The following is a 26,316-nucleotide window of genomic DNA, read 5'->3' as shown; positions in this document are numbered from 1 at the left end:
GCCCGCGCGAGGCCAGCGCCGGTACGGTGGATCCACCACATCGGCACACATTCGCAGGGGAGCGCCCGCCGTGGCCTATCCGGACGATTTGCTCAGCCAGAACGAACGCGTGGTGGTGCACAGCCACCCGCATTTCAAGATGCTGATCTTCCCGTTCCTGGCGTTCGTGATCACCGTCGGGGCGGCGGTGTGGCTGCTCGTGGTCGCCAAGGACTTCGCTGGGCCGTGGAACAACATCACGATGATCGCGGTCGCCGCGGTGGCGCTGATCTTCGTGGTATGGCTGTTCCTCGCGCCGCTGGTCCGCTGGCGCACGACGCACTTCATCGTGACCACCGACCGGCTGATCGCGCGCGAAGGCGTGCTCAAGCGCACCGGCATCGACATCCCGCTGTCGCGGATCAACAGCGTGCAGTTCGAGCACGGCCTGCTCGACCGGATCTTCGGCTGCGGCACGCTCATCATCGAGTCGGCCTCGGACGAGCCGCTGCGCTTCGATGACATTCCCCACGTCGAGCACGTGCATACGGTCATTTACCGCGAAGTCAACGACAATCCCTACGACGACTACCACGGCGCGCCCGGTCCGCAGGACACCGAACCTCTGCCCCCGCGCGGCCGGGAACCGCGCGGAAGGAGACGCTGACGTGGGTGCTCGAGAGGTCGGCCTGCCGGAACGGGTCCCCGCGGGCGGGTTGCCGCCGCGGGTCGAGATCTGGGAGGTCGGGGCGCGCGACGGGCTGCAGAACGAGAGCTCGGTCGTGCCGGTCGAGGTCAAGCTCGAATTCCTGGACCGGCTCGCCGGCTCCGGGCTCACCACCCTCGAGGCGACCAGCTTCGTGCATCCGAAGTGGGTCCCGCAGCTCGCCGACGCCGAACAACTGCTCGCCGGGCTCGACCGCCACGACGGCGTCCGCTACCCGGTGCTGGTCCCGAACGACCGCGGCCTCAACCGCGCGCTCGAAGCGGGTGTCGACCACATCGCGATCTTCGCCAGCGCCACCGAGACCTTCGCCCAGCGCAATCTGAACTCGACCTTCGACGACCAGTTCGGCATGTTCGAACCGGTCGTCACGCGGGCCCGCAAGGAGGGCCTGGAGGTCCGCGGCTACCTGTCGATGTGCTTCGGCGACCCGTGGGAGGGCGTGGTCGACGTGGAGCAGGTCGTGCGGGCGGGCAAGCGGCTGCTCGACTTCGGCTGCTCGCAGCTCTCGCTCGGCGACACCATCGGCGTCGCCACCACGAACCAGGTCACCCGGCTGATCGAGGCGTTCGGCGACACGTCGGCCCTGGCCGTGCACTTCCACGACACCTACGGCCAGGCGCTGGCCAACACCGAGGCCGCGCTCCGCGCCGGGGTGTCCACTGTGGACTCCTCGGCAGGCGGGCTCGGCGGCTGCCCGTACGCCGAGTCGGCGACCGGCAACCTGGCGACCGAGGATCTGGTCTGGCTGCTGGAGGGGCTCGGCGTGGAGCACGGGGTCGATCTCGGCAAGCTGGTGGAGACCAGCGTGTGGATGGCCGGGCAGCTGGGCCGTCCGTCGCCGTCGCGGGTTGTGAACGCGCTTGCCGGATAGCACTCCCGAGTTCGTCCCGCTCAGCGCGGAGACGTGGCCGTTGTTCGAGCAGCTCTTCGGCCCCGGCGGGGTGCAGGGCGGCTGCTGGTGTTCGTTCTTCCGGCTCAGCGGCCCGGACTACAAGGCCGCCGGTCGCGACGGCCGCAAGGAGCATGTCCGAGGCGAGGCTCAGGACGGGAAATCGTTGGGGCTCTTGGGCATTGTCGACGGTGAACCGCTGGGCTGGGTGGCCGTGTCGCCGCGGAAGGACAATCCGCGGCTGGCCACCTCGCGCGTGATGGCGTCGGACGAACCCGGTGCGGTCTGGTCGGTGACCTGCTTCTACATCCACCGCCGCGGCCGTCGGCGCGGGCTGGCGACGGCGTTGCTGCGGGCCGCCGTGGACTACGCCGCCGAACAGGGCGCGGAAAGCGTCGAGGGGTACCCGGTCGAGATCGGGCCCCGGTCGACCTCGTCGGACCTCTATCACGGCAGCACCGGCATGTTCACCGACGCGGGGTTCGAGGTGGTCGAGAAGCGCGGCACGGCCCGCGCGTTGGTGCGTCGGCGCATCGCGATCGCCCGATAAGGTGGGTTTCCCGCTCGCCCGGAACCTTCCGGTACGGGCGAGCGTCCGATCCGGTGCCGGCACGACCGAGAAGAGGGTGCCAGTGTCCGACCAGCCCGAACCGGCAGACACCGACGTCGCCACCGGCCCGGTGCGCGTGCCCGCCCAATACGGCGGGCTGCTGCACCGCGGCTTCGACGAGGTGCCCACCCCGCCTTCGGGCACCGGCGTGCTGCCCGCGCACAGCCGTCCGCCGGTCGGTTCTCCGCGCACGGACCGGGAAAGCGTGCTGGCGCTGTTCGCGGTCCACATGTTCCCGCTCGGGCATTTGCCGGTGGCGGCGGACCGTCCGGACCGGCAGTTGCCGCTGCCCTCGGACGGGGTCGCCCGGCGTCCGCTGTTCGACCATCCGGAATCGGCATTGCTCGACGACACCGCGGTGCTCGGGTACGTCAAGCAGGGTTTCCGTCGTTCGCCCGCGCCGCCGGTGGATCCGGAGCCGCCCGAGTCGGTCGTCGAAGGCTATGTGCCGCCGGAAGGTCCCGAGTGGGAGCGCCGGTTCGTAGCCGGCGCCGAGTACGTGTGGCCGCCCGCGGAAGGCGGCGTCGAAGAGCCGAATCCGGTGGTACTGCCGGAAAACACGGTGCTGGACCGCTTCGGCAGCGACCACGGCCGGGTGTTCGCACCGGACGGCACGCCGTTCGCGGAACGCGCGTTGCCGCCCGCCGCGCTGCGTTCCGGCTACCGCCGTTACCGCGTGCTGAAGCCGATGCCGGTGTGGCAAGCCACGTCGGCGGAGTGGTTCGACGGGCCGGGCGGCGGGATCCGCTACCGTGCGGTGCTCTCCGCGGACGAACTGGTCACGCTGGGATTCCTGGTCGACGTCACGCGGGAGGCACGATGAACACCCAGTCGATTCGCAAATGGCTGGACGTCATCGGAGTGCCCGGGGAAGTCGTGTCGATCGGCAGGGAAGCGGACAACACGTGGTGCCTGCTGCCGACCGCCGACGGCGGCTGGGAAGTGTTCTGGCGCGAGCAGGGCAACCGCTACGACTGGGCCGCGTTCACCTCCGAACAGGTCGCCTGCCACTACCTCTTCGGCAGGCTGACCTGGTCACAGGTGGCGCGCGGCGCGGTCGGCGTGCTGCCCGGCGCTCACTGACGGCGCAGGACCGCCAGCGCCTCGTCGTGCAGGAGGCCGTTCGTGGACAGTGCTGAGCCGCCCTCGTAGGTCTCGGCACCGGAAAGATCGGTGAACCGGCCGCCCGCCTCGGTGACGATCACCTGCGCGGCCGCGACGTCCCACGGGTTCACGATGCACTCGGCGGCGACGTCCATCGCGCCCTCGGCGACGAGGCAGTGGCTCCAGAAATCGCCGAACGCGCGGGACTCCCAGCACGCCTCGGTGAGCGCGAGGTACTTCTCGCGGGAGTGGTATTCGGTCCAGCTGTTCAAGTCCGTCGTGGACAGATAGGCGTCGCCGAGCGTCGCCACCTTCGACACCGACATGCGCCGTTCGCCGGCCGCGTCGCGCAAGTGCGCGCCCTCGCCGCGAGCCGCCCACCAGCGCCGGCCCAGCAACGGCGCGCTGATCATGCCGACCACCGGCGTGCCGTCCTCGACGAGTGCGATCAGCGTCGCCCACACCGGGACGCCGCGGAGGAAGTTCTTGGTCCCGTCGATCGGGTCGATCACCCACGCCCGGCCCTCGCTGCCCGCCGAACCGCCGCGTTCCTCGCCCGCGACCGTGTCGCCGGGCCGCTGCGCGGCGAGGATTTCGCGGATCGCGTCCTCGACGGCCGTGTCGGCGTCGGTCACCGGCGTGCGGTCCGGTTTCGCGGACACCGCGAGGTCGAGCGCACGGAAACGGGCAGTGGTCAGCGCGTCGGCGGCGTCCGCCAGCCGGGTGGCGAGAACGAGGTCATCCGAGTAGGCAGGCACGGTCACGATGGTTTCACGCCCGTTCGCCGTAAGGTTGGCCAGGTGAGCATGGTCCTACTTGCCGAAGACGATCCGGCCATCGCCGAGCCGCTGTCCCGCGCGCTGCACCGGGAGGGGTACGAGATCGAGGTCGTCACCGACGGCCCGGCGGTGCTCGCCGCGACCGCCGCGCACCGGGTCGACCTGCTCGTGCTCGATCTCGGGCTGCCCGGGATGGACGGGCTGGAAGTGTGCCGCAGACTGCGCGCGAGCGGCACCGAACTGCCGGTGCTGATGCTCACCGCGCGCACCGACGAGGTCGATTTCGTCGTCGGCCTCGACGCGGGCGCGGACGATTACGTGGCCAAGCCGTTCCGGCTCGCCGAACTGCTCGCGCGGATCCGCGCGCTGCTGCGCCGCCGGGTGCCGGAGGTGCTCGAAGCGGGCGGCGTCCGGATGGACCTCGGCGCGCGACTGGTCACTGTGGACTCGCACGAGGTACAGCTGGCGAACAAGGAGTTCGAGCTGCTGCGCGTGCTGATGAGCCGGGCCGGGCAGGTCGTCAGCCGCGACGAGATCCTCGCCGAGGTGTGGAACGACCTCGAGTCCAAGACGTCGAAGACGCTCGACATGCACATGTCCTGGCTGCGCCGCAAACTCGCGGTCGCCGCCGACGAGGCGGCGGGCAGGCAGGCGAAGCCGGCGCACTCCGACGCCGAACGGCGCATCGCGACCGTGCGCGGCGTCGGGTTCCGGTTCAATGTCGAGTAGCCGCCGATGAGCATGCGCCGCCGGATCCTGCTGGCGATCCTCCTCGCCGTGCTGGTCACCGCGGCCGTTCTGGGCATCCCGCTCGGCGTCACCGCGTGGCGGCTGGTGGAGAACCTCAACCGGGAAAGCCTGGCCGAACGGGCGCGCAACATCGCCGCGACGGTCGACACGCAGGTCGCGAACGGCCAGGAGATCGACCTGGAGCAGTTTCGCGTCGGCGTTCCCGAGGGCGGCATGCTGATCGTGCGCGCCGAGGGCTTCAGCGAAAAACACCTCGGCGCGAACCCCGGCCCGGACCCCGTGGTCGAATCGGTCCCGACCGCACGCAGCGGCACCGTGATGCTGGCGATCCCCAGCGGTCCGGTGCGCACGAAGCAGACGCAGGTGACGCTGCTGGTCGTGCTGCTGGTGGTCCTGTCGGTCGGCACCGGGACCGTGGTGGCGACCGTGACCGCGCGCCGCCTGGCGAAACCGCTCCGGCACGTCGCAGACCGCGCCTCCCGCCTGGGCGGCGGCGATTTCCGCCCCGATCCCAGCCGCTACCGCGTGGCCGAACTGGACATGGTCGCGGAAGCCCTGGACACGTCGGGGTCCGCCTTGGCACAGCTCGTGCAGCGGGAACGGCAGCTGGTGGGGGACGTCTCGCACCAGCTGCGCAGCCGGTTGACCGCGCTGCAGCTCCGGCTGGAGCCGCTGACCGGCCATGAAGACCCGGACGTCGTCGAGGAGTCCCGAGCCGCGCAGGAGCAAGCGGACCGCCTCGCGCAGGCCCTGGACGAGCTGTTGGCCGCCGCCCGCGCTGCCCGTGAGGTAGACGCCGAGCCGGTCGATCTGCCGGTGACGCTGCCCGCTGTCGCGGAGGAATGGCGTCAGCTGCTGCGGGTCGAGGGCCGGAACTTGCGGCTGAAGGTCGCGGACGGCCTGATGGTGCGCGTGACCCCGGCGCGGCTGCGCGAGGTGATCGGAGTGCTGCTGGACAACGCCCTCCGCCACGGCGCGGGGACCGTCACGCTGTCCGCTCGCCGCGGCGATGCCGAGGGGACCGTGGTGATCGAGGTCGCGGATACCGGGTCCGGGGTGCCGGATGAAATCGCGCCGCACATTTTCGAACGCGGTTTTTCTGGCGGGGGTTCGACCGGGGTCGGGTTGGCTCTCGCCCGAGCACTGGTCGAGGCGGACGGCGGGCGGTTGGAACTGTCGAATAAGCGTCCGGCGATTTTCAGCCTGTTTCTGAAGGTGCCTCGGCCGGATGAGGTGGGGGAATTGCGGTGGCCTGCGGAGCCGGTTCCTCGCTGAGGATCTGAACGGCTTCCCGCAGATTTGCCGCAGTGCGATGCGGCGGTTGACCTTGTGGCCACATGCGGTCGTGGCTGATCCAAAGCGTGCGCGATCCGGCGTTGTGCCCGCCCGCGATGTCGAGGCCGGGGCTGTCGCCGATGATCCAATCGTCGGGGGACAGCGTGGTTCCGCAATTTCGCGCGGCGAGACGGAAGATGCGCGGATCGGGTTTGCGCAGGCCGACGGCGGCGGAAACGCAGTAACCGTCGACCGCATTGACGAGACCGGTGCGGCGGAGTTTCGCCAGCTGGTTGTCGGGCATCCCGTTGGTGACAATGCCGATTCGCCATCCAGCGGCACGAAGGGCGCCGAGATCGTGCAGCGCGCCGGGATAGAGCCGCACTAGCTGCGGAATCCTCGCGCGGTAACTCGCCCACAGTTGTTCAACAGGCTCAACCAACTCGAACTTCTGCCGGACCTGCGCGAAGAACCGGTCCGTTGGTCCACCGCATCGCGCCGAGATCAGCCAGGCGGCCGCGTCCTCGGGAAGCCGGTAGGCCGCAGCGAATTCCGCCGCCCAGCGGGAAAACGCCCCGCTGAGATCGGTCAGCGTGTCATCGAGGTCGAACAGCGCCAGCCGGGTCACCGGGGAAGCCGGGTGACCCCGTCCTTCCGCCGTTCCCCGAGCTCATCGGGGAACACCCACTTCTTGAAGCCCCAGAACCGGAACACCATCGCCAGCAGCATGCCGATGATCGATCCGCTCGCGAAGTCCGCGACCTCTTGCACGAACCGCGACACGTGCGGCACTTCCAGGTGCAGCCAGTAGCGCGAGATCAGCAGCGGAATCAGGTTCACGACCACCGCGACGCCGCTGATCAGGAAGAACAGCGTCGCCTCGTGGGCGCGTTCGCGGCCGCCGCGGGTGCGGAACGACCATTCGCGGTTGAGCACGTACGACACGATCGTCGCGACGATGATCGCGATCGCCTTCGCCGTGGTCGGTTTCGACTCCAGCACGCTGAGCTTCAGCAGGTACCAGACGCCGTTGTCGACCAGGAAGGTCGTGCCGCCCACGATCGCGAACTTCAGCAGCTCCCGGTGCCTCACGAGCACGGAGCGCAACGGCTCGGGCGTGCGGGCGAGCACGGTTTCGACGACGGTCACGTATCGCAGTCTAGAGAATTCGAGGTCACGGCAGGTCTCAGGCGGCCTTACGGTCCGGAATATCCGGATTGTCGTTCCGTGCGGGTTCCGTCCGGGCGCCCTCCGTGGGGAACACCCACTTTTTGAACGCCCACCAGCGGAACAACGTCCCGAGCAGAGTGCCGAGGAGCATCCCGCTGACGAAGTCGGCCGTCTCCTGCCCGACCAGGCTCACGTGCGGCACCTGCAGTTGCAGCACGTAGCGCGAAATCCACTGCGGCAACGCGTTCAGCCCCAACGCGACCCCGCTGATCAGGAAGAACAGCGCGGCCTCGTGGGCGCGTTCCCGCCCGCCGCGAGTGCGGAACGCCCATTCGCGGTTCGCGACGTAGGAGAAGATCGTGGCGATCAGCACACCGACGATCAGCGCCGTGACCGGATGCGTCCGCAGCACGGTGAACTTCAGGACGTACGTGATCGTCAGCGTGATGACGAAGCTCGTGCCGCCGACCAGGGCGAAACGGACCAATTCACGGTGCTTCGCCAGCAATTCGCGCACCTAGCGGACGCTACTCCGTGAACCAGCCGAAGAACCCCCGGGGTTCGACTGACGGCGGGCGTTTGTCGTGGTTATCGGGTTTGCCGGGCTTGCTGTCCGAACCGGGGTTCGGCGGCGCGCTCGTGGTGGCGGCCGGGCTGCTCGACGTCGGATCCGGCGTCTCTTCGTCAGTGGACGGCGTGGAGGGCGGCGTCGGCTTCGGGTGCTTCGTCGAATTCGGCGCGTGGCTCTTCGAGGTCGACGACGTCGGCGGCAGCGGCACCGACGTGGACGACAGCGGTCCGATCGTCGGATCGTGGCACATGTTCCACCAGCAGCCGAGATCCACCGAGACCGGTTTCGCCGAGGCGCTGCCGAGCGAGGCGTTGACCGTGACGGTGAGCGGGCCCTCGAACGGCTGGCGGTCCACCATCACCCACAGCGACGCCCGCTCGCCGGGAGCCAGCGGTTTGGCGCTGGTGCAGCTCGTGCTCGCGTCGCTGGACGTGCACTTGAACTGCTTGAAGCTGACTTGCCCCTCGACCTGATGGTCAAAGGTGATGGTCACCGGCTTCGTGCTCTCTCCGGTGTTCTGCACGTCAGCGTCGATGAGCGGCTTCAGCCGCCATGTCGCTCCGATCGCCTTGGCGGACAGCGACAGAGCATCCTTCGGAGGATTGACCTTCACCTGGACGTTGACGTCGACCTTGACCGAAGCACCCGCAGTGACCGAACCGGTCACCTCGCCGCCCTTCGCGTTCTCGTCCGCCTGCAGCCGGAACATCAGCACCGCCGACTGGCCAGGCTGCAATCCGCTGCCGGTCTTGCACGTGACCGTGCCCGTGCCGCCTGGACACGCGACCTGCATCGGCCCGGACTGCGCGGCCGCCTCACTGGAGTACGAGCCGACCGCGCCGCCGCCGTTCGCCTGAACGGCCCGGACTCCCGGCGGCAGGTTCAGCGTCGCCTGGACCGGATCGGACACGGAACCGCCGTTGTTGCGCACGGTGATCGGCAGCGCGACCGGCCCGCCGCCAGGCTGGAGTTCGACCCCGCTCGGCGGCAGGGACGCGGACAGCTGCGGCGGCGCGGCAGGCGGGTTCTGGGCCGGCGGCTGCGCCGGCGGGGCGGCCGGGGGTGCCGCGGGCGGCGGCACAGCCGGAGGCGCGGGCTGCGCGGGCGGCGGGGCCGGGGGAGCGGGCGGCGCGGCCGGCGGAGCTGGGGGAGCAGGCTTCGGCGCAGGTGCCGGCGCAGCAGCCGGCGGCGGTGCGGGTGCCTGCTGAGCAGCAGGAATGGTCTGTGTCCCGCCGCCAGCGGCCAATGCGACCGCGACAGCGGCCACCATCGCGGCCCCGGACATGGCGACCCCGGCGAACTGCCGCGGCGCGGACGCGGCTGCCGCCGCACCCGCCTTGGCCCCGCCTGCCGCGGCGGCTCCGGCACCGACCGCGGCGGCACCGGCGGTAGCCGCGCTCGCCTTGGCCGCGCCGATCGTCGCCAGGTAGCCGAGAGCGGCGCCGCCCAGGACGATCGGGGCGATGATCGCGCGCAGGCTGCCGTTGACGTCGGCCAGTTCGGCCGCCAGCACCCGGCACTTGTCGCATTCGTCGAGGTGGTTCTCCACCTGCGAGCGCTCGCGTTTGGACAGTCCGTCGCGCGTCCAGGCACCGAGCCGCTCGGCCGTCGCGCGGCAGCGGTCCGCACCGGTTTCCTGGAGGTGGACCTGCAGATACGCCTGGCGCAGCCCTTCCCGGGCGCGGTACGCGAGCGCGGACACGCCGTTCGCGGTCAACCCGAGCAGCGGCGCGACCTCAGCCGGGCTCTGCTGCTCGATTTCGGTGTGCCACAGGACTGCCTGCCAGCGTTCCGGAAGCCGCGCGAACGCCTTCGCGGCCATCGTGCGCTCAAGGCCCGCGACGGCGGTGTCGGAGAACGGCACGGTGAGCGCCTCGCCGGCGGCACCGCCGACGTCGCTCATGTCCTCGTTGAGGTCGATCCGGCGGTCACGACGCGTCTTGTCGTAAGCGGTGTGACGCAGCGCGGTAAGCAAGTACGCACGGAAGGCGCTGTCCGGGCCCTTCCCGCCACGCAGCGTGTCCAGAACCTTCGAGAACGCCTCCGACACGAGGTCGTCGGCCTCCGAGCTGGACCGCGCGAGCTGGCGGGCGAGGTTGTGCGCGGCACCGCTGTGCCGCTCGTAGAGCGGACCGTAGGACGCGATCTTTCCCGCGCGCACCTCTGCGATCAGCTCGGCGTCACTCTTACCGGAGAGATCGGCGGGAACGGTGGACACGGGGCTCCTTTAATGCTGCGCGCGCGGCGGACTCCACGCGCTTTACTCCCTACAACGCACACCAAGTGTGACGGATGCGGCGACACTCGTCACGCCGTGGTCCGACACGTACCTCAGTAGGCGCAGCAAGTTCACCTCCTCGTCTGGGGATTAGGCGAAAAAGATCGGGGAAAACGCGTCACGAGGGGAGTACCGCCGCGTCCCCTCCGTGATTGGGGAACAAGATCGACAGGTACCGGAAGGAGCTGGGGGTTCGGTGGACGTACCGGCGACCGGGGCGCGGTTCGGCTCCGCAGGCGACTCGTCGGGGGACGAGACGCGTGCGCGGTTCGAGCGGGACCGCCATTTGCGGGCATTGCGAGCTCGCTGGCGAACAGCCAGTCTCGCGGCCGGCTGGCGTTTCCCGAGCGACTGGGCACTGCCCGAAGTGGACGCGGTGTGCGCGGCTGTCGTCCGGCACGGTTCGACAGGCGCGGAGAACGCGCTGGCCGGACTGGGCAGGGCGCGGGCCGCGGCAGGCGCGGGGTTGTCGGAGACGCTGTCCGACCTGGCCGCTCTGCACGCGGTGCTCGCCGATCCGGACGCGGTCGACGGATTCGTCGCTCCGGATGTCGACGCCACCCCGGCCCGGCTGCTTCGCGTGACCGCGCTGGCCTGGGCAGACGTCGCCACCGACCAGCTCGTGCACACCGAAGTCACCGATCCGCTCACTGGCCTGCCGTCCGCGGCGTACCTGCGGACCCGGCTCGGCGAGATCTACCGCGGCGGGGTCAACGAGGCGAATGTGCTGCTGACCGTGTCGCTGGACCTGACGTCGGTGTCCGGCTGGCCCCGGTTGACCGCGATGATCCTCGCCGCGGACGCCGTCCGAGCCGTGTTCGACACCGGCGAGTGCTACGCGACGATCGGCCCGTCCGCGGTCGCGGTGCTGGCCGAACGCAACGAACGCCTGGCCACGCGCGGGGTCGCGCTGCGAAGGGCGCTCAACGAGCGGCTCTCCGTGGATCCGCAACTGCGCGACGTCGCCCGTCCGCTCGTGTCAGCCGTGCGGTTGCCCGGGACGCACGACCGGGCGTGCGAGCTGCTGACGGAATTGGCGCATAGCTGACCCCGGTCCCCCTTCCTGACCAGCATTCCCGCACTCGTGCTTTCCTGGTGTGGTGACCAGGACCGTACCCTCCGCTGCCGACGGCGAAGCTCCGGTGAATCGATCCGGGCAACCCCGGCTGGCTCTGCGCCGATCTCTGGCACGGCTGTCCGTGCGCCCGCGGTCGATGCTCATCCTCGCGGTGTTCCCGCTGCTCGCGATCGCGATCGGGTTCTGGGGCTGGACGCACGACTGGAACCTCGGCGTGGACAGCGCGGTCTACCGGGCGGGCGCGCTGCAGCTGCTGCGCGGCGACAACCTGTACGACGCGAACACGCTGCCCACCGAACCGGGCTGGGCGCTGCTCCCGTTCACCTACCCGCCGACCGCGGCCCTGCTGTTCGCGCCGCTCGCGCTCGTGCCGGTGCAGGTGGCCTGGGGTTTCCTGACCGTCGTCTCGCTGGCCGCGCTCGCCCTGTCGGTCCGGATCGCGATCGGCGCGCTGCCCCGCCCGGCCGCCGACGGCCCCCGCTGGTGGGCCTCGCCCGCCCGGTCGACCATCGTGTTCTTCCTGGTCTTCCTCGGTTTCGAACCGGTGTGGCGAACGATCTTCCTCGGCCAGATCAACCTGATCCTGATGGCGATGGTCCTGCTGGACATGCTCGTCATCGGCGCCCGCGGCAGCCGCTGGGGCGGCGTGCTGGTGGGCCTCGCGGCGGCGATCAAGCTGACCCCCATCGTGTTCCTCGGCCATCTGCTGGTCACCGGCCGCTGGAAAGACGCCCTGCGCGGCCTGGCGACCTTCGTCGGCATGCAGGCGCTGCTGTTCCTGATCAATCCGCACGATTCGTGGAAATACTGGACCAAAACGCTGCCCGACACCGGCCGGATCGGCCCGGTGCACTGGGCGGGCAACCAGTCGCTGAACGCACTGATGAACCGCGCCACGGACCTGGCCCCGTGGGCCTCGACCGCCGCGACCGCGATCGGCCTGGTCCTGGCCGTCCCGGCCCTGTGGCTGATGTTCCGCTTCCACCGCCGCGGCCAAGCGCTGGCCGCGCTGCTCGTCACCGCGTTCTGGATCCTGCTGATCTCGCCGATTTCCTGGTCGCACCACTGGGTCTGGGTCGCGCCGCTGGTCGTGCTCCTCGTGTCCAGACTGCCGAAAACCACTCCCGCGACCGCCTGGAAACGGTGGCTGGGAACGTTCCTCGTGGCGTTCGTTTTCGTCAGCTGCGTGCTGCTGATCTTGCCGAACGGCCGGAATGTCGAGCTGCATTGGAAGGTGTGGCAGAACATCCTCGGCGACGCGTACATCCTCATGCCGGTAGTGCTGGCTGTGGCGTTGGTCTTGCGGTGGGGGCTGCAGCGGCGTGCCCGCAACCGGGCTCAGCGGGAACCCGTGGGTTCTCCATAGCCTCTTTGCGCTGGTCAGAGGCTTGTTTGCGGTTTTTGTCGGTGGTGGCGGTTACTGTCTGGATCGCGGTGGTTACGCGGCCGTCCGGAGCCTCGCTCGCGGACGGGCACGGCCATTCGTTCTGATCCGGCGTTTGCCCGGGCAGATCAACCGAATAGTGAGCTCTTTTACTCCGCTTGACCGCCGTAGAAGTCGCCCAGCGCGGTGCGGGTGTACTGGATCAGCAGTTCGGCGTGCGCGAAGTCGTCCGGAAGACAGTCGCGCGCCGCGGTGAGCAACTCGTCGAACCGGAACGGTGGCGTGACGGTCTTGGCGAGCGGGTGCCGTTCGCGGAGCTGCTTCATCAGTTCGGCGAGGTAGATCACGGCCGAGTTGGAGTCGGTGCTCCAGAGCCAGGCGAGCACGTCGCCGAATCCCTTGGGGAAGGTCAGCGGCCGGGTCGCGCCGGTGAGCATCCCGGTGGCCACGCCGGGGAGGCTGGCTTGCCGGAGGGCGTGAAGAACCGGACGCGGGAGAGTGACGGATTCCATCCGGCCATCCTGCTGCAGCGGGACCGTCTGGGGTGGGTTCGGCGCGCGGGTGTTGCCTGCTGGCGGTTCTGGGTGCTGCTGGGCTGGTTTCGTCAGGTCGATACGCCTGGCGTCCAGTCGGGTCGGTTGTCTGTGGGCGCGCCACGGCCGGGTTGCCGCCGCGGTCGGTGCGCGCTGCGGCTGGGTTCCCGCCATGGTCGGTGCGCGCTGCGGCCGGGTTCCCGGCGCTAATCCGCGCCCCCAGCCGTCCCGGCCCAAGCGCACCCCGCTTGCCGCGACAGCCGGTGCACGCCGCCCCCGGTCCCCGGCATCAGCCCGCACCCCGTCAGCCATCACCTCCGCCGCAGGTCGCCGGTGGTCCGCCAGCTCCCGCCCAGTAACCTGGGCGGCGTTATGGACAAACGAACCGGTCTTCCCATCGTCGGCATGGTGGGCGGCGGGCAGCTCGCCCGCATGACGCAGCAGGCGGCGATTTCCCTCGGCCAGTCGCTGAAGGTGCTGGCTGCTGACGAGGGCGACGCGGCGGCTCTCGTGGCGAGCGACGTCGTCATCGGCCACCACACCGACCTCGACGCGCTGGTCGACTTCGCCCGCCAGGTCGACGTGGTCACCTTCGACCATGAGCACGTGCCCGGCGAGCACCTGCTCACTCTCGCCACCGAGGGCTTCGTCGTCCGTCCCGCGCCGACCGCGCTCGGGTTCGCGCAGAACAAGCTCGTGATGCGCGAGATGATGGCCGGCCTCGGCGTGCCCGGCCCCGCCTTCGCCGAAGTGTCCACTGTGGACGATGTGGTGGCGTTCGGCGACGAGCACGGCTGGCCGGTGGTGCTGAAGGCGTCGCGCGGCGGGTACGACGGCCGGGGCGTCTGGATGCTCGACACCGCACAGCAAGCCCGCGAGACCGTTCCCGAACTCCTCGAAGCCGGCACCGAGCTGCTGGTCGAGGAGAAGGTCGCGATGAAGCGCGAGCTGTCCGCGCTGGTCGCGCGCTCCCCGTTCGGCCAGGGCGCGGCGTATCCGGTAGTCGAGACCGTGCAGACGAACGGCATCAACACCGAGGTTCTCGCCCCGGCGCCGGGGCTGTCCGAGTCGCGCGTGCACGAAGCGCAGGAGCTGGCCCTGCGCATCGCGTCGACACTCGACGTCACCGGGCTGCTCGCGGTCGAGCTGTTCGAGACCGAAACCGGTCTGCTGGTCAACGAGCTGGCGATGCGCCCGCACAACTCCGGCCACTGGACCATGGACGGGTCGCGCACGTCGCAGTTCGAGCAGCATCTGCGCGGCGTCCTGGACTACCCGCTCGGCCGCACCGACCTGATCGCGCCCGCGTGCGTGATGGCGAACGTGCTCGGCGCGGACGTCTCGCCGCAGATGAGCCCGGACGAGCGCGTGCACCACCTGTTCGCGCGGTTCCCCGAGGTGAAGATCCACCTCTACGGCAAACAGGACCGGCCCGGCCGCAAACTCGGGCACGTCAACTTCGTCGGCGACCGCATGGACGACCTGCGCGATCGCGCGCTGCTGTCCGCGCACTGGCTGTCCCACGCCGTCTGGCTCGACGGCTACGAGATCCACTGAAGGGGAACACAATGGCGCCGCAGGTGGGCGTGATCATGGGCAGCGACTCCGACTGGCCGGTGATGGAGGCCGCGGGACAAGCGCTGGACGAGTTCGGCGTCGAGTACGAGGTCGGTGTCTACTCGGCGCACCGCACCCCGCAGCGGATGCTGGACTACGCGAAATCCGCGGCTGACCGGGGGATCCGGGCGATCATCGCGGGTGCGGGCGGTGCCGCGCACCTGCCGGGCATGGTCGCGTCGGCGACCGTGCTGCCGGTGATCGGCGTGCCAGTTCCGCTGAAGTACCTGGACGGCATGGACTCGCTGCTGTCGATCGTGCAGATGCCCGCCGGCATCCCGGTCGCGACCGTGTCCGTCGGCGGGGCCCGCAACGCCGGTCTCCTCGCGGTCCGCATCCTCGCCGCCGCCGACCTGCAGTTGCAGGCGAAGCTGACGCAGTTCCAGGAGGACCTGGAGCAGCTCGTCCTCGACAAGGACGCCAAGCTCCGCGAAAAAGCGGGCAAGTAAGCCGGGCACGCGGATGCCGGTCCGGCATCCGCGCACCCTGTCGGTTCAGGCCGGGTCAGGCAGCTGCTTCCGCAGTTCCCGCTTCAGCACCTTGCCCGCCGCCGACACCGGGATCTCCGCCACGAAATGCAGTTCTCGCAGGCGTTTGTACGGCAGCACCTTCTCGTTCACCGCCGCCATCAACTGCTCGGCGTCCACTGAGGAATCCGGCTTCCGCACCACGAACGCCACCGGCAGCTCGCCGACCTCCGGACTCGGCCGTCCGACCACCGCCGCGGACAGCACGCCCGGCGACGCGCTCAACAGTTCCTCGAGCTCGCGCGGAAAGACGTTGTATCCCTTGTACAGCAGCATGTCCTTCTTGCGATCCACAATGGACAGATAGCCGTCCTCGTCGAGCACGCCGATATCGCCGGTGTGCAGCCATCCGTCGACCAGCGCGGCGGCGGTTTCCTCCGGACGGTTCCGGTACCCGCGCATCACCTGCGGCCCGCGCAAACACACCTCGCCCTCCTGCCCAGGCGGCAGTGGCTCCTCGCTGCCGTCCGCGACGAGCTTGACCTCGGTGTCGAAGATCGGCCTGCCGACCGACCCCACCTTGCGCACACCGGACCGGTAGCTCGGCGAGATCACCGCGCCCATCGTCACCTCGGTGAGCCCGTATCCCTCGGCGATCACGACGTCCGGGAACCGCTGGTGCAGCGCGCGGATCATCTCGTGGCTCATCGGCGCCGCACCGGAGCCGATGTTGCGCACCGACGACAGGTCGGCAGTGTGGAACGCAGGCGTGGCCAGCAGTGCCGCGAACAGCGCGGGTGCGCCGCCGATGGTCGTGACCTGCAGCCGTTCCGCATCCGCGACGTAGGCGGCTGGATCGAAGCGGGCGTGCAGCACGGTCGTCCCGCCGCCGAGCAGCGGACCGTTGAGCCCCGCGATCACGCCCATCGCGTGGAACCACGGCGTCAGGTTGATCGCGGTGCCGGTGCCAAGCCGGGTCGGCCATTCGTCCGGGCTGCCGATCTGGTCGATCGTCACGTCGCCGTTCGCGTCGAGCGCCGGTACCGACCCGGTCGACCAGCAGGTGTGCTGCAGCGTGTTCGTGACGACGTTGCGATGCGTGAGCTCAACGCCCTTGGAACGCCCCGTCGTGCCACCCGTGTAGGCGAGATGAGCGAGGTCGGTATCGACGTCGATCGCTGCCTCTGGCCTGTCCGCAGGCTGGCCAGCGAAGAATTCGCGGAACTCCACACTCCCCTCGTCGAGCTCGCCAGCAGGCGAGACGACGATCGTGAGCCGCGCCGGAATCCGGTCGGCGACCGCCGCGAGCGTGCCCGAGACCGGTCCAAACGTCACCACCGCGGCCGCACCGCAGTCAGCGAGCTGAAAGGCGAGGTCGTCCGGCGGAAGGAGCGGATTCGTCGGGCTGAACGTCGCTCCAGCCAGCAGAATGCCGTGGTAAGCAATCGGATACGCGAGACAGTTCGGCAGGTGCACGGCGACCACGTCGCCCCGCCCGATGCCGCGGGCGAGCAGCGCCTGCGCGAACCGGCAGGCGGCCTGCCAGGTCTGAGCGAACGTGAGCTGGTCGTCGCCCATGGCGAACGCGACCCGGTCGCCGTAGCGTGTCGCGGCGCCCGCGAGCACCGAACTGATCGGCACCTCGGGGTAGTCAAGAGAAGCGGGCAATCCGGGCGGCGGGGTCGACGCAGTGGCAGCCATCGCTTGACCATACGAACGGTGAGGCCGAGGACACAAGAAGCGAGCGGCCGCGTTCGGAGTGAACGCGGGCTAACATCGAGGGACTTTCTCCCGTTTCGCTGCAGAAGAGGTGACTGAAGGTGGCCGAGGGCCTGTATCAGCTGGCCGAAGAGCACGAGGAACTGCGGGCCGCGGTCCGGGCTCTAGCCGAAAAGGAGATCGCGCCCTACGCGGCGGAGGTCGACGAGCAGGAGCGCTACCCGGTCGAGGCCAACGAAGCGCTCATCAAGGCAGGTTTCAACGCCGTCCACATCGGCGAGGAGTACGACGGCCAGGGTGCCGACGCCATCGGCGCATGCATCGTGATCGAGGAAGTCGCGCGCGTCGACGCGTCCGCGTCCCTGATCCCGGCAGTCAACAAACTGGGCACGCAGCCGATCATTCTGTCCGCTTCGGAGGAACTGAAGAAGCTGGTCCTGCCGTCGATCGCCTCGGGCGAAGCTTCAGCGTCGTACGCACTGTCCGAGCGAGAGGCCGGTTCGGACACCGCGTCCATGCGAACCCGAGCCCGACTGGACGGCGACCACTGGGTCCTCAACGGAACCAAGTGCTGGATCACCAACGCCGGCGAATCCTCGTGGTACACGGTGATGGCCGTAACCGACCCGAACGCGGAAAAGAAAGCAAACGGCATTTCCGCCTTCGTCGTGCACAAGGACGACCCAGGTTTCTCGGTAGGCCCGAAAGAAAAGAAGCTGGGCATCAAGGGCTCCCCGACCCGCGAAATCTACTTCGAAAACTGCGCCATCCCCGCGGACCGCATCATCGGCGAACCGGGCACCGGCCTGAAAACCGCCCTGCGCACCCTCGACCACACCCGCCCGACGATCGGCGCGCAAGCCCTGGGAATCGCCCAGGGCGCCCTGGACGCCGCCGTCGCGTACGTCAAGGAACGCAAGCAGTTCGGCAAAGCAATCGCAGATTTCCAAGGAATCCAGTTCATGCTGGCCGACATGGGAACAAAAATCGAAGCCGCCCGCCACCTCGTGTACGCCTCCGCAGCCTCCTCCGAACGCGGCGACAAACGCGCCGGTTTCACCGCATCAGCGGCCAAGGCCTACGCCTCCGACGTGGCAATGTCGGTGACCACAGACGCCGTGCAACTGTTCGGCGGCGCAGGCTACACCCGCGACTTCCCAGTAGAGCGCATGATGCGCGACGCGAAGATTACGCAGATTTATGAAGGCACGAACCAGATCCAAAAGGTCGTCATGGCGCGGGCCCTGCTGAAGGGCTGAGCTTCCGGCATCACTTGAAGAGCCCCACTGCCCGGATCGGGTGGTGGGGCTCTTTTCGTGCCTGAACCTGCCGCCGCCTGGTGCGCGACTTGGCTACTGTTGCGCCGCGGAGACTGTGTCACAGGGGAGAGACTGTCGTATGAAGGTGCGGTTCGCGAGCCTGACCGCTGTTGCACTGGAGGAACCATGTTCGCGACAGCGTGCTCCGCCGATAGAGCATCCACCGTCGGAGTCGGTGTTGCCAGCACATCCATGCTATAGCGCTCTCACGCCTGACCAGGTGGGCGAGGCTCCGGTGCAAAACCCCGCGGGGGCATGACGATAAGACTGAACTCGGCGCGCAGTGTCATCGGAATTCCGGCAGTTGTTCACTCAACATACAGTGCCCAAAGGGCGAGGTCATTCTGTCAAATGAGTTTCGGTATCGGAGAAAAATATACTTTCGGCGTTTCAGTTAACCTTGGTCTGGCAGAGGTCGACGCACAGAAGGATCCGTGTGACGCTGCGGTACGAGTTGCGGGCATGGTAGTCGCGAAACTGAAACAAAGGGGGGCGTGTGACCCGGCCTCGCGTCGTTGATGGTGCGGTTGCTCCGTTCGGCGTAGTGCACAGTGGGGTGAGTTTGCTCGTTTCTGTCACCCCGCTGTGAGCGGTTGGCTACAGTAACCGCGGGAGGAGCCTCAGGACTGGATGCCTGGTCGAGAGGCGTGCGATGCAGGGGAGGGCGGGCATGGCTGAGAACGATCCAGAGTCAGCAATCGAAACGACCGGCTGGCTGACCGGGTTGCCGATCACTGTCGTGGGTGCGGCGATGAACGTGGCCAAAGGGGTGTCGGACGCTGCCGCGGTGGCATCCGCCACGAAGGCGGGGGCCGGGTTCACCTTGAATCGCGACGAGGCGCAGTCGCTGCTCGAACGGGCGAAGCGACTTCAGCACAATACGCGGATGATGATCCCGGACGCGGAGGTGTTGACGCGACTTACTCCGCCGGCGGCGGATCCGGGCAGTACAGGATTCAATCAGCAGGCGGTAAAGGCCTTCGGGAGCGGCAAAGAGTCGCTGGAGGCAATGCATCAGTACATGGCGGAACTGATTGACCGCCTTGAGAAGGCGTTGGGCATTGTCGGCGAATCGGATAGCCAGGCGGCTGCGGATGTGAAGACTGCGGCTAACAGCGATCAGGGTAAGGGGATTCTCGGATGAAGGCGCGGTTCTCGATGTCGGTTGCTGGCGTGGCGGTGGTCATGCTCGCGGCGGGATGTTCTGGAGGATCAACGCCTGTGCAGCCAGTTGGTTCCGGGTCTTCCCCGGCGCAGTCGCCCGCGCCGGGGAAGACGTTGCCGTACGGGGGTGCGCCGAAGGTGGAACATCCATTGCCCGCATCGGTGTTGTCGACGCATCCATGCGATAGCGCGCTTACTCCAGACCAAGTGGCGAGCCTCCTTGGGCAGAAGCGGCAAGGCGCACACAGGGATGACCCTTCGCTCGGTACGGAATGCCAGTGGTCGAACGACGAGACTGGTGCGCTGGCAACGGTCTTGTACGCTACTAAGCTTTCTGACGGACTCAGCGCGGTTTTTGCGAACAGTAAACCGCAGGCAACTTTGTGGCGACCGCTTCCTCTTGTGCAAGGGTTTCCGGCCGTGGCTCACTCGACCTTCAAGCAAGAATCGGTGGTGAAGTCTTTCTGTCAGGTCAGTGTTGGGATCAGTGACCAGAAGACAGTCGACGCATCAGTCTCGCTTGGCGATTCGCAGGTCGGCAAGAAAGACCCGTGCGATGCGGCCGCGATCCTTGCGGACATGGTGGTCACCAATCTGAAGCAGAAGGCGGGTGCGTGACCGATGGGGTTCTTCGACTTCATCGGCGAGGGTGCTCAGTGGATCGGCGACCGGATCAGCGACGCGGACGACTGGGTCAACGACCGGCTCAAGGATGCGGGGAACTGGTTTTCCGACTTTTACCACGGAAACCTCGGTGATCAAGCCCTTCCGGCACCGGCGATTGTGCAGCAGGTTCAGCAGGGGCCGGGGACTTCGTCGTGGGACAACGGTAGTTCCACGGTTCAGAAGATGATTCAGGAACACAACCAGAATAGCGACGACGCGCAGCAGATCACCACCATGCTGGAATCTGTCTGGACTGGCGACGGTGCGGACGCGGCTCGGGCGCGGCTGAGGCCGTTATCCGACGCGTCTTCGACCTCTGCGCAGGCTTACGTCGTCAATGGGCAGAAGCTGGTCGACACCACGCACGGCTATAACGACATGAAGATCGCGTTGCAGGCGATGCCTCCGGTGCCTCCGCACAAGAATCTTTGGGACCAGGGGACTCCTTGGGATACCGACACCGAGAAGCAGATCAACGAGTACAACGCCGCCGCCAACCACAACGTCGAGCGGTATCAGAAGTACGCTGACCAGGCCAAGGCCAACGGCCAGGGGCTGAACAGCAACTACGGTCAGGTGTCCGGGTTCGACGGGCAGAATCTCAAGATCGACTCCGGCGGCGATCACGCCAAGAGCAAGACCGGACCGCACGAGAGGGCTTATCGGGGGCCTGGGCAGGATTCTGGCGGGCCCGGGAGCGGGCCGGGGGCCAGTGGCGGGTTCGCGAGTGGGCCGGGAGCCAACGGTCCAGGAGTCGGCGGGCCGGGAACTAACGGGCCGGGAGGTAGCGGGCTGGGAACCAGCGGGCCGGGAGGCATCGGGTCTGGGGTTACTGGCGGACCTGGTGGGGTGTCGTTCCCGCCGGGAGGTGTCACGGTCCCACCGGGCGGCGGAGGGTATCGGCCGGGCGACAACGACGGGACTTCGACGGCTGGGTGGACACCGCCGTCGGTTGATCGGGCTGGCGGGGCGAACTGGACTCCGCCGACGCCGACGCTGACCTCCTGGGGCGGCGGGAGCAGTAACAGCAACAGCGGCTGGACACCCTCGCCCGGCGGGTTTGGGCCGCTCGGCGGCGGAGGAGGCGAAGCCGCAGGCCGCAGTGGAGGAATTGCGGCGCGGCTTGGCGGTGGCGCGGGCGTAGGTGCCGGGGCCGGTGTCGGCGCGGGGGAGGAAGGCGCGGCCCGCGGCGGGGGAGCCGGGGCGGCGGGGAAAGCCGGAGCCAAGGGGAGTCCGGGAATGGGCGGCATGGCCGGTGCCGGAAAAGGCAAAGGCGAGGAAGACAAAGAACACCAGCGCAAGTACGGAATCGACGACGACTCGGCGTTCTCGCTCGTCGACGAGAACGGCGAGCGGACCCTCGACCCCCGCACGGGGCTGCCCCCTACACCCCCGACGATTGGTGGTTGAGGGGCTCGATGACGATCATCGACAGACCGCTGCGGATGCCGCGGTCGGTGTTTTTGGCGCTGTGGCACGGGGAGGATCTCGGGAAAGCACCGGTGGTGGTCGAGGACACACCGATGTATCTCACCGAGGAAGGCGCGGCTGAGCGGGCGAAGCGAACGCGGGAGCTGCTCAACGAGCTTGGCGACACGGCGGATGCGTTGCGGAGCACGTTGAGGCTGCTCGCTACTGCGCGGCATGAGGTGTACGGGTGGACTGACTTCGGCACTCACCAGGAGGACAACGGCGCGATTCTCGTCGCGGCGACCAAGCCGGACGCCGTTCGGTTGATTACGGACTCGGAGTTCGTTCAGCTGGATCCGGTGTCGCCGGATGAGCTCGCGGCTTGTCTGGTCATGGCGATGCCGGAATGTCCTCCGGCGGCGGTTCGGGCGATGCGGGTCAGCCGGGAGTACTACGACGGGGGCGGCAGTGCGGACCCGCTCGCGGAGGAAGGTGGCGACGCCGACGAGTTGCGGTATCTGATGCGGGCACCGCGTGCTGCGGTGCATCAGTTGCATGCCGCGATCCGGGACGGGCGGGGCGAGCGGAGGTACAGCTCGCCGTTGTCGGTCATCGATCTGAGCGGGCGAGGGCGGGTGTTGAGCTTCCAGAGCGCCCGGGACGGCGAGGCCCAGATCAGTGTCTACCCGGGAAACCGGGCCTCCTTGATCGATGCGGTGAACCGTACGCTCACCAGTCTGCGATAAAAACTAGTAACCGCGTTTCCCTTTCTCGTGTTCCGCGTTAACCAAGGCGTCGGGTTCACAGAGAGGTGAAACGGAATGGGCGTACGCGCGTTCGGACGGGGCATGGTCCTCCTGGCGGCGGCGGTGGTCGCGCTCGGCGGCGGCACTGCGGTGGCATCGGGGGCAACCGGGAAAGAACCGACCGGTCCGGTGCAGCCGAACATCATCGCCGCGGCGATCTACTCGGTCGGGCAGCCGACGATCGCGCCGCCGGGGGCCAACGACTGGGATTGCAAACCTTCCGCGGAGCATCCGAACCCGGTGCTGCTGTCCAATGGCACCACGGCCAACGCGTACGAGAACTGGGCGAATCTGTCCCAGCGGCTCGCCGACGAGGGGTACTGCGTGTTCGCGGGGAACTTCGGCGGGTCGCCGGGCGCGTTCCTGCAGACGGTGGGGCCGGTGGCGGGGACCGCTGGCCAGCTCGCGACATTCGGGGACAAGATTCTCCAGGCCACGGGGGCCTCGAAGCTTGATGTCGTCGGGCATTCGCAGGGCGGGATGAACCCGCGCTACTGGATCAAGTACCTCGGCGGCGCGAGCAAGATCGGCAAGCTGATCGGGCTGTCTCCGTCCAATTACGGCACCAACCTGTTCGGTCTGCTCACCGCGATCCAGGCGATCCCGCCCGCGCGCGATCTCGTCGGCGTGGCTTGTGCGGCTTGCAACGAGCAGTCGACCGGATCGGCGTTCCTCAACGACCTCAACGCGGGCGGCGACACTGTTCCGGGCGTCGACTACACCGTGATCCAGACCATGTATGACGACGTTGTCACCCCGTACACCAATGCCTTCCTCAAGCCCGCGCCCAACGTGAAGAACCTTGTCCTCCAGGACGTCTGCGGGCTTGACTACACCGACCACCTCGGCATCACCTACGACCCGATCGCGCAGCGCGAGGTGCTCAACGCGCTCGACCCGCAGCATGCGAAAAAGCCCAACTGCACGTTCGTGCCCCCGGTGATCAGCTGAGATACCCCCGCCCCGGGGTAAAAACGCGAACACTTTCGCCGACTTGGTTGTGCGGACTCCGGTGCCGATGTCACAGTCGGTGACATGTTCTGGCTGCTCCCCGACACCTGGACGCCGCACGACGAGGCCGAGCTGGTCGCCGGATGGCGGCTCTGGCTCGAGCTGAGCGACCGCGCGTGGCCCACCGCGTCGTGGGACGGCACCCCGTCCGGCGCGGTGGGTCCGTTGCGCGAACTGCTCGACGCGTGCGACGAAATCGAGAGCACGTGCCGGGAAACGGCCGAACCGTCCGCGGAGTTCACGGACATCGTTCAGCCACTGGTGTTGTGCGCGAGCGCGGTCATCTGCCTGTGGTGGGATGACCACGCCCCGCTCGATTCCGCCCGCGCGAAGGCGCTCCACGAGGACCTGCGCCGGTTTTCGGCCCTCGCGGAGCGCGTTCTCACGCTGTTGTCCGCCCACGGCGGCTGGACGGAACTCGACGTGGCCCGCCGCCACCCGGCTTGAGCCGGTATTCGGCGAAATTGGTGACGAGCGTGCCCTCGCCTTGGGTGAGGGCGGGCAGTGCTTGTTCCAGTTCGTGTGCGGAGGCGGCGGGGAGATGACCGTCCACAGTGCATCGATCGCCGGTGATCACTGGTTCGCCGGGGACTGCGCGCAGTTCGATCAGCTTGCGCAGCACGGCGCTGATCGCGGACGCCGGGGCTTCCAATTCAAACGCGTGAACCGGTTCGTACACGCGGGTTCCGGCCTCACCAAGGGCTTCCTGCAGTACCAACCGGGTCATACCGCGGAAATCACCGGCGGTGCTGGCCGGTGGATAGAACGCGGTGTCGGTGAGGGTGACTACGCAGTCGATCACTTCCCGGCCGTGCAAACCCTCGTGCAGGATCTCGTGGACGGTGTCCTCGATGGCAGTGTGGAAGGAAAGCGGCAGTGAGCCGAGTTCGACTTCCAGCCGGTAGTCGGTGCCGGAGCCGGGCGGGCCGGGTTCGACGCGGAGTCCGACGGTGGCCCAGAAGAACACGCGTTCGTCTGGAGCGGGGCGGCGCACGCGGTGTCCAGTCCCGTGTAGACGTTCGACCAGCAGTGGTCGCGATTCCTCGAATTCGGCGGCGATGCCGAACTCTTCGGCGAGGGTTGCCCGGATGACTTCTTTCTGCACTTCGCCGTACAAGCGGACGGTGATTTCCCGGTCCTGCCGGCGGATGCTGATCAACGGGTCCTGTTCGGACAGCCGAGTCAGAGCGGTGTACAGGGCGCTGGTCTGGTCTGGATCGACCGGGTAGACGAGCGTTTCCAGGCTCGGCGGGGCGAAGAATCGGTCCTGGGAAAGGTCGGCGCGTTCGCCCAGTCGGTCGCCGATCCGGATTTCCGGCAAACCCCAGACTCGCGCGACATCTCCGGCCAGTGCCTCGCCGGACACGGGGGTCGCGCCGTGTTCGAATACCCGTACTGCGGTGGGGCGGCCGATGCCTTCCGTGCCTGAGCGTCGGAAAGGAACCGGCCGGCGTGCGGCAAGGGAGCCGGAAAACATTCGCACGTAAGCGATTTTCTCGCCGGAACGGCCGCGTTCGATTTTGAAGACGGTGGCGTCGAGCGGACCGTCGCCGCGCCGTTCGCGGGATGGCAGCAGTTCGTAAACCCCGGCGATGAGGTCGCGAACGCCTGCGCCGGTGACTGCGGAACCGAAGAAGACCGGGTACACCGAGGCGGCGGCGACCTGGCGGACCAACGCTTTGCGGTAATCCATTGAGGACGCTGTACCGGCCACATAGGACTCGACGAAGGCGTCGTCTCCGGCCAGTGCGTCAGCGAGTCGTTCATCGAAGGGGAGCGGCGTCGGGTGTGCGCTGGCGGTGCCGATCCCCGTTACGGTGCTCACCGCGACACATTGCGGGGAAAGCTTGGTACGCAAGGAATCCAGCAGCGACGCTGCACGCGCGCCGGTGCGGTCGATCTTGTTCACGAACACCAGCACCGGAATGCTGAGCCGGACGAGTGTGCGCATCAGCACGCGGGTCTGGGCTTGCACTCCTTCCACCGCGGACACCACGAGCACTGCGCCGTCGAGCACGCCGACGGCGCGTTCGACCTCCGCGATGAAATCGGGGTGGCCGGGGGTGTCCACAAGGCTGAGCCGGTGGCCGGGCGTGCTGACCGCCACGACGGCGGACTTGATGGTGATGCCGCGCCTGCGTTCGAGGTCGAGCGAATCGGTCTGGGTGTCGCCGTCGTCGACCCGGCCGGCGTGGTCGATCACGCCGGTCTCGAACAGCAGTCGTTCGGTGAGGCTGGTTTTACCTGCGTCGATGTGCGCCAGGATGCCGATGGTCAGTGCTTTCATGCGGGCAGAAGTCCTCAGATGCGGGAGACAGGCCGAACTGGGGTCGATCGGACTGTCGGCGCATCGGGACTCCTCGCGGGTCGGGAACACGAAAACACGGCCGCGAGCAGCGCACACTCGCGGTCAGCGGCACCGTACCGCCGGGCCGGGCGCGGTGTACAGCGAGTTTTCGGGTGCCTGTCGGTTTCCTGTCGATCACTGGCTGACACCCCCGCGACGGTGTTCAGTGCCCTACCGTGGGCCCGGTCAGTTGAACTTTCACCTATCGGGGGAGCTGTCTCCATGTTGACTCGAGTCAAGGACGTCGCGCTGCTGCTCGGCCGGATCGGCATCGCGGTGGTGTTCTTCGCCCACGGCCTGCAGAAATGGGACAGCGGCGTCGGGGCGACCGCCGACATGTTCAGCCAGATCGGCATCCCGCTGCCGAGCGTCTCCGCGTTCCTCGTGATCGTGCTCGAACTGCTCGGCTCGATCGCGTTCGTCGTCGGTTTCCTGCTGCCGGTGGTCGCCATCGGCTACGCGATCAACATGGCAGGCGCGCTGATCTCGGTCCACGCGGCGCACGGTCTCACCGGCGAGGGCGGCTACGAACTCGTGCTGGTGCTCGGCCTCACCGCGCTGGCGCTGGGCTTCAACGGCGGACGGCTGTCCCTGGACCACGTGCTGTTCCGGCGTCGCCGCGAGGGCGCGAACGAGCTGCAGACGGCCTGACCTCCGCCAGCG

General features: G+C 68.2%; 27 protein-coding genes. 19 read left to right on the top strand and 8 right to left on the bottom strand.

The window, feature by feature from the left end:
- The first annotated feature begins 70 nt into the window (after positions 1 to 70).
- The 5 genes from H4281_RS31085 (at position 71) to H4281_RS31065 (ending at position 3,288) form a co-directional block, all read left to right on the top strand.
- Positions 71 to 646, top strand: a complete 576-nt coding sequence (locus H4281_RS31085) for a PH domain-containing protein (protein ID WP_182894454.1) — start codon at positions 71 to 73, stop codon at positions 644 to 646.
- Position 647: 1 nt separating this feature from the next.
- A complete protein-coding gene (locus H4281_RS31080; protein WP_182894453.1) occupies positions 648 to 1,577 on the top strand; it encodes a hydroxymethylglutaryl-CoA lyase in 930 nt (309 codons plus the stop codon).
- Positions 1,567 to 2,145 carry a GNAT family N-acetyltransferase gene (locus tag H4281_RS31075; RefSeq protein ID WP_182894452.1) on the top strand — a complete coding sequence of 193 codons (579 nt, stop codon included), beginning with the start codon at positions 1,567 to 1,569 and terminating at the stop codon, positions 2,143 to 2,145. The genes H4281_RS31080 and H4281_RS31075 overlap by 11 nt, the downstream gene beginning before the upstream one ends.
- A gap of 82 nt (positions 2,146 to 2,227) precedes the next feature.
- Positions 2,228 to 3,028 carry a TNT domain-containing protein gene (locus tag H4281_RS31070; RefSeq protein ID WP_237598052.1) on the top strand — a complete coding sequence of 267 codons (801 nt, stop codon included), beginning with the start codon at positions 2,228 to 2,230 and terminating at the stop codon, positions 3,026 to 3,028.
- Positions 3,025 to 3,288, top strand: a complete 264-nt coding sequence (locus H4281_RS31065) for a hypothetical protein (protein ID WP_037816012.1) — start codon at positions 3,025 to 3,027, stop codon at positions 3,286 to 3,288. Before H4281_RS31070 ends, H4281_RS31065 begins: the two co-directional genes overlap by 4 nt.
- Here the strand turns inward: H4281_RS31065 and hisN are convergent.
- A complete protein-coding gene (gene hisN / locus H4281_RS31060) occupies positions 3,282 to 4,073 on the bottom strand; it encodes a histidinol-phosphatase (protein WP_182894450.1) in 792 nt (263 codons plus the stop codon). The genes H4281_RS31065 and hisN overlap by 7 nt on opposite strands.
- Positions 4,074 to 4,115: 42 nt before the next feature.
- Between hisN and H4281_RS31055 the strand changes: the two genes are divergently transcribed.
- Both H4281_RS31055 and H4281_RS31050 read left to right on the top strand, forming a co-directional pair.
- Positions 4,116 to 4,817, top strand: coding sequence for a response regulator transcription factor (locus tag H4281_RS31055; RefSeq protein WP_009072764.1), 702 nt, complete (start codon positions 4,116 to 4,118; stop codon positions 4,815 to 4,817).
- Positions 4,818 to 4,829: 12 nt separating this feature from the next.
- Complete coding sequence (locus H4281_RS31050) at positions 4,830 to 6,113, top strand: sensor histidine kinase (protein ID WP_182894666.1); 1,284 nt, start codon at positions 4,830 to 4,832, stop codon at positions 6,111 to 6,113.
- On the opposite strand, the gene H4281_RS31045 is transcribed toward H4281_RS31050, so the two are convergent.
- The 4 genes from H4281_RS31045 to H4281_RS31030 are packed head-to-tail and all read right to left on the bottom strand — an operon-like array spanning position 6,037 to position 10,072.
- Entirely contained in the window at positions 6,037 to 6,741 is a 705-nt protein-coding gene (locus H4281_RS31045; protein ID WP_182894449.1) for an HAD family hydrolase, read from the bottom strand. The two genes, H4281_RS31050 and H4281_RS31045, sit on opposite strands and share 77 nt — an antisense overlap.
- Entirely contained in the window at positions 6,738 to 7,262 is a 525-nt protein-coding gene (locus tag H4281_RS31040) for a GtrA family protein (protein WP_182894448.1), read from the bottom strand. Before H4281_RS31040 ends, H4281_RS31045 begins: the two co-directional genes overlap by 4 nt.
- 37 nt (positions 7,263 to 7,299) lie before the next feature.
- The gene (locus tag H4281_RS31035; RefSeq protein WP_182894447.1) at positions 7,300 to 7,800 is read right to left on the bottom strand and encodes a GtrA family protein; all 501 of its coding nucleotides are present in this window, start codon (positions 7,798 to 7,800) and stop codon (positions 7,300 to 7,302) included.
- A gap of 10 nt (positions 7,801 to 7,810) precedes the next feature.
- Positions 7,811 to 10,072: a sigma-70 family RNA polymerase sigma factor gene (locus tag H4281_RS31030; RefSeq protein ID WP_182894446.1), complete on the bottom strand. Its 2,262-nt coding sequence runs from the start codon at positions 10,070 to 10,072 to the stop codon at positions 7,811 to 7,813.
- A 256-nt stretch (positions 10,073 to 10,328) separates the two neighbouring features.
- Between H4281_RS31030 and H4281_RS31025 the strand changes: the two genes are divergently transcribed.
- Together H4281_RS31025 and H4281_RS31020 are read left to right on the top strand one after the other, a co-directional pair.
- Complete coding sequence (locus H4281_RS31025; RefSeq protein WP_182894445.1) at positions 10,329 to 11,180, top strand: hypothetical protein; 852 nt, start codon at positions 10,329 to 10,331, stop codon at positions 11,178 to 11,180.
- A gap of 52 nt (positions 11,181 to 11,232) precedes the next feature.
- Positions 11,233 to 12,576, top strand: coding sequence for a glycosyltransferase 87 family protein (locus H4281_RS31020; protein ID WP_182894444.1), 1,344 nt, complete (start codon positions 11,233 to 11,235; stop codon positions 12,574 to 12,576).
- A gap of 167 nt (positions 12,577 to 12,743) precedes the next feature.
- Here the strand turns inward: H4281_RS31020 and H4281_RS31015 are convergent, their stop codons facing one another.
- Positions 12,744 to 13,106, bottom strand: a complete 363-nt coding sequence (locus tag H4281_RS31015; RefSeq protein WP_182894443.1) for a hypothetical protein — start codon at positions 13,104 to 13,106, stop codon at positions 12,744 to 12,746.
- A 393-nt stretch (positions 13,107 to 13,499) separates the two neighbouring features.
- Between H4281_RS31015 and H4281_RS31010 the strand changes: the two genes are divergently transcribed.
- Both H4281_RS31010 and purE read left to right on the top strand, forming a co-directional pair.
- Positions 13,500 to 14,684 carry a 5-(carboxyamino)imidazole ribonucleotide synthase gene (locus H4281_RS31010; protein WP_182894442.1) on the top strand — a complete coding sequence of 395 codons (1,185 nt, stop codon included), beginning with the start codon at positions 13,500 to 13,502 and terminating at the stop codon, positions 14,682 to 14,684.
- 11 nt (positions 14,685 to 14,695) lie between these two features.
- Positions 14,696 to 15,193 (top strand): 5-(carboxyamino)imidazole ribonucleotide mutase, encoded by a 498-nt coding sequence (purE, locus tag H4281_RS31005; RefSeq protein ID WP_037815998.1) that lies wholly within the window; start codon positions 14,696 to 14,698, stop codon positions 15,191 to 15,193.
- A 45-nt stretch (positions 15,194 to 15,238) separates the two neighbouring features.
- Here the strand turns inward: purE and H4281_RS31000 are convergent, their stop codons facing one another.
- Entirely contained in the window at positions 15,239 to 16,912 is a 1,674-nt protein-coding gene (locus H4281_RS31000) for a class I adenylate-forming enzyme family protein (RefSeq protein ID WP_182894441.1), read from the bottom strand.
- Positions 16,913 to 17,031: 119 nt separating this feature from the next.
- Here H4281_RS31000 and H4281_RS30995 point away from each other — a divergent pair, with 119 nt between their 5' ends.
- The 7 genes from H4281_RS30995 to H4281_RS30965 all read left to right on the top strand — a co-directional run bounded on the left by H4281_RS30995 (position 17,032) and on the right by H4281_RS30965 (position 23,753).
- Entirely contained in the window at positions 17,032 to 18,189 is a 1,158-nt protein-coding gene (locus H4281_RS30995) for an acyl-CoA dehydrogenase family protein (RefSeq protein WP_312872211.1), read from the top strand.
- A 730-nt stretch (positions 18,190 to 18,919) separates the two neighbouring features.
- Positions 18,920 to 19,393 (top strand): hypothetical protein, encoded by a 474-nt coding sequence (locus tag H4281_RS30990; RefSeq protein ID WP_182894440.1) that lies wholly within the window; start codon positions 18,920 to 18,922, stop codon positions 19,391 to 19,393.
- Positions 19,390 to 20,031: a DUF3558 domain-containing protein gene (locus H4281_RS30985; protein ID WP_237598057.1), complete on the top strand. Its 642-nt coding sequence runs from the start codon at positions 19,390 to 19,392 to the stop codon at positions 20,029 to 20,031. Before H4281_RS30990 ends, H4281_RS30985 begins: the two co-directional genes overlap by 4 nt.
- Before the next feature lie 3 nt (positions 20,032 to 20,034).
- Positions 20,035 to 21,489 carry a hypothetical protein gene (locus H4281_RS30980; RefSeq protein WP_182894439.1) on the top strand — a complete coding sequence of 485 codons (1,455 nt, stop codon included), beginning with the start codon at positions 20,035 to 20,037 and terminating at the stop codon, positions 21,487 to 21,489.
- A gap of 8 nt (positions 21,490 to 21,497) precedes the next feature.
- Positions 21,498 to 22,235 carry an ESX secretion-associated protein EspG gene (locus H4281_RS30975; protein WP_182894438.1) on the top strand — a complete coding sequence of 246 codons (738 nt, stop codon included), beginning with the start codon at positions 21,498 to 21,500 and terminating at the stop codon, positions 22,233 to 22,235.
- A gap of 75 nt (positions 22,236 to 22,310) precedes the next feature.
- On the top strand, positions 22,311 to 23,246 hold the full coding sequence (locus H4281_RS30970; protein ID WP_182894437.1) for an esterase/lipase family protein: 936 nt from the start codon (positions 22,311 to 22,313) through the stop codon (positions 23,244 to 23,246).
- Between the two features lie 84 nt (positions 23,247 to 23,330).
- Positions 23,331 to 23,753, top strand: a complete 423-nt coding sequence (locus H4281_RS30965) for a hypothetical protein (RefSeq protein ID WP_182894436.1) — start codon at positions 23,331 to 23,333, stop codon at positions 23,751 to 23,753.
- Here the strand turns inward: H4281_RS30965 and H4281_RS30960 are convergent.
- Positions 23,689 to 25,593: an elongation factor G gene (locus H4281_RS30960; protein ID WP_182894435.1), complete on the bottom strand. Its 1,905-nt coding sequence runs from the start codon at positions 25,591 to 25,593 to the stop codon at positions 23,689 to 23,691. The two genes, H4281_RS30965 and H4281_RS30960, sit on opposite strands and share 65 nt — an antisense overlap.
- Before the next feature lie 282 nt (positions 25,594 to 25,875).
- Here H4281_RS30960 and H4281_RS30955 point away from each other — a divergent pair, with 282 nt between their 5' ends.
- Entirely contained in the window at positions 25,876 to 26,304 is a 429-nt protein-coding gene (locus tag H4281_RS30955) for a DoxX family protein (protein WP_182894434.1), read from the top strand.
- Positions 26,305 to 26,316 lie beyond the last annotated feature (12 nt).

This window comes from Amycolatopsis dendrobii, from assembly GCF_014145675.1.
GTDB classification, from domain to species: Bacteria; Actinomycetota; Actinomycetes; order Mycobacteriales; family Pseudonocardiaceae; genus Amycolatopsis; species Amycolatopsis dendrobii.
This window is presented reverse-complemented; position numbering and strand designations above follow the sequence as displayed.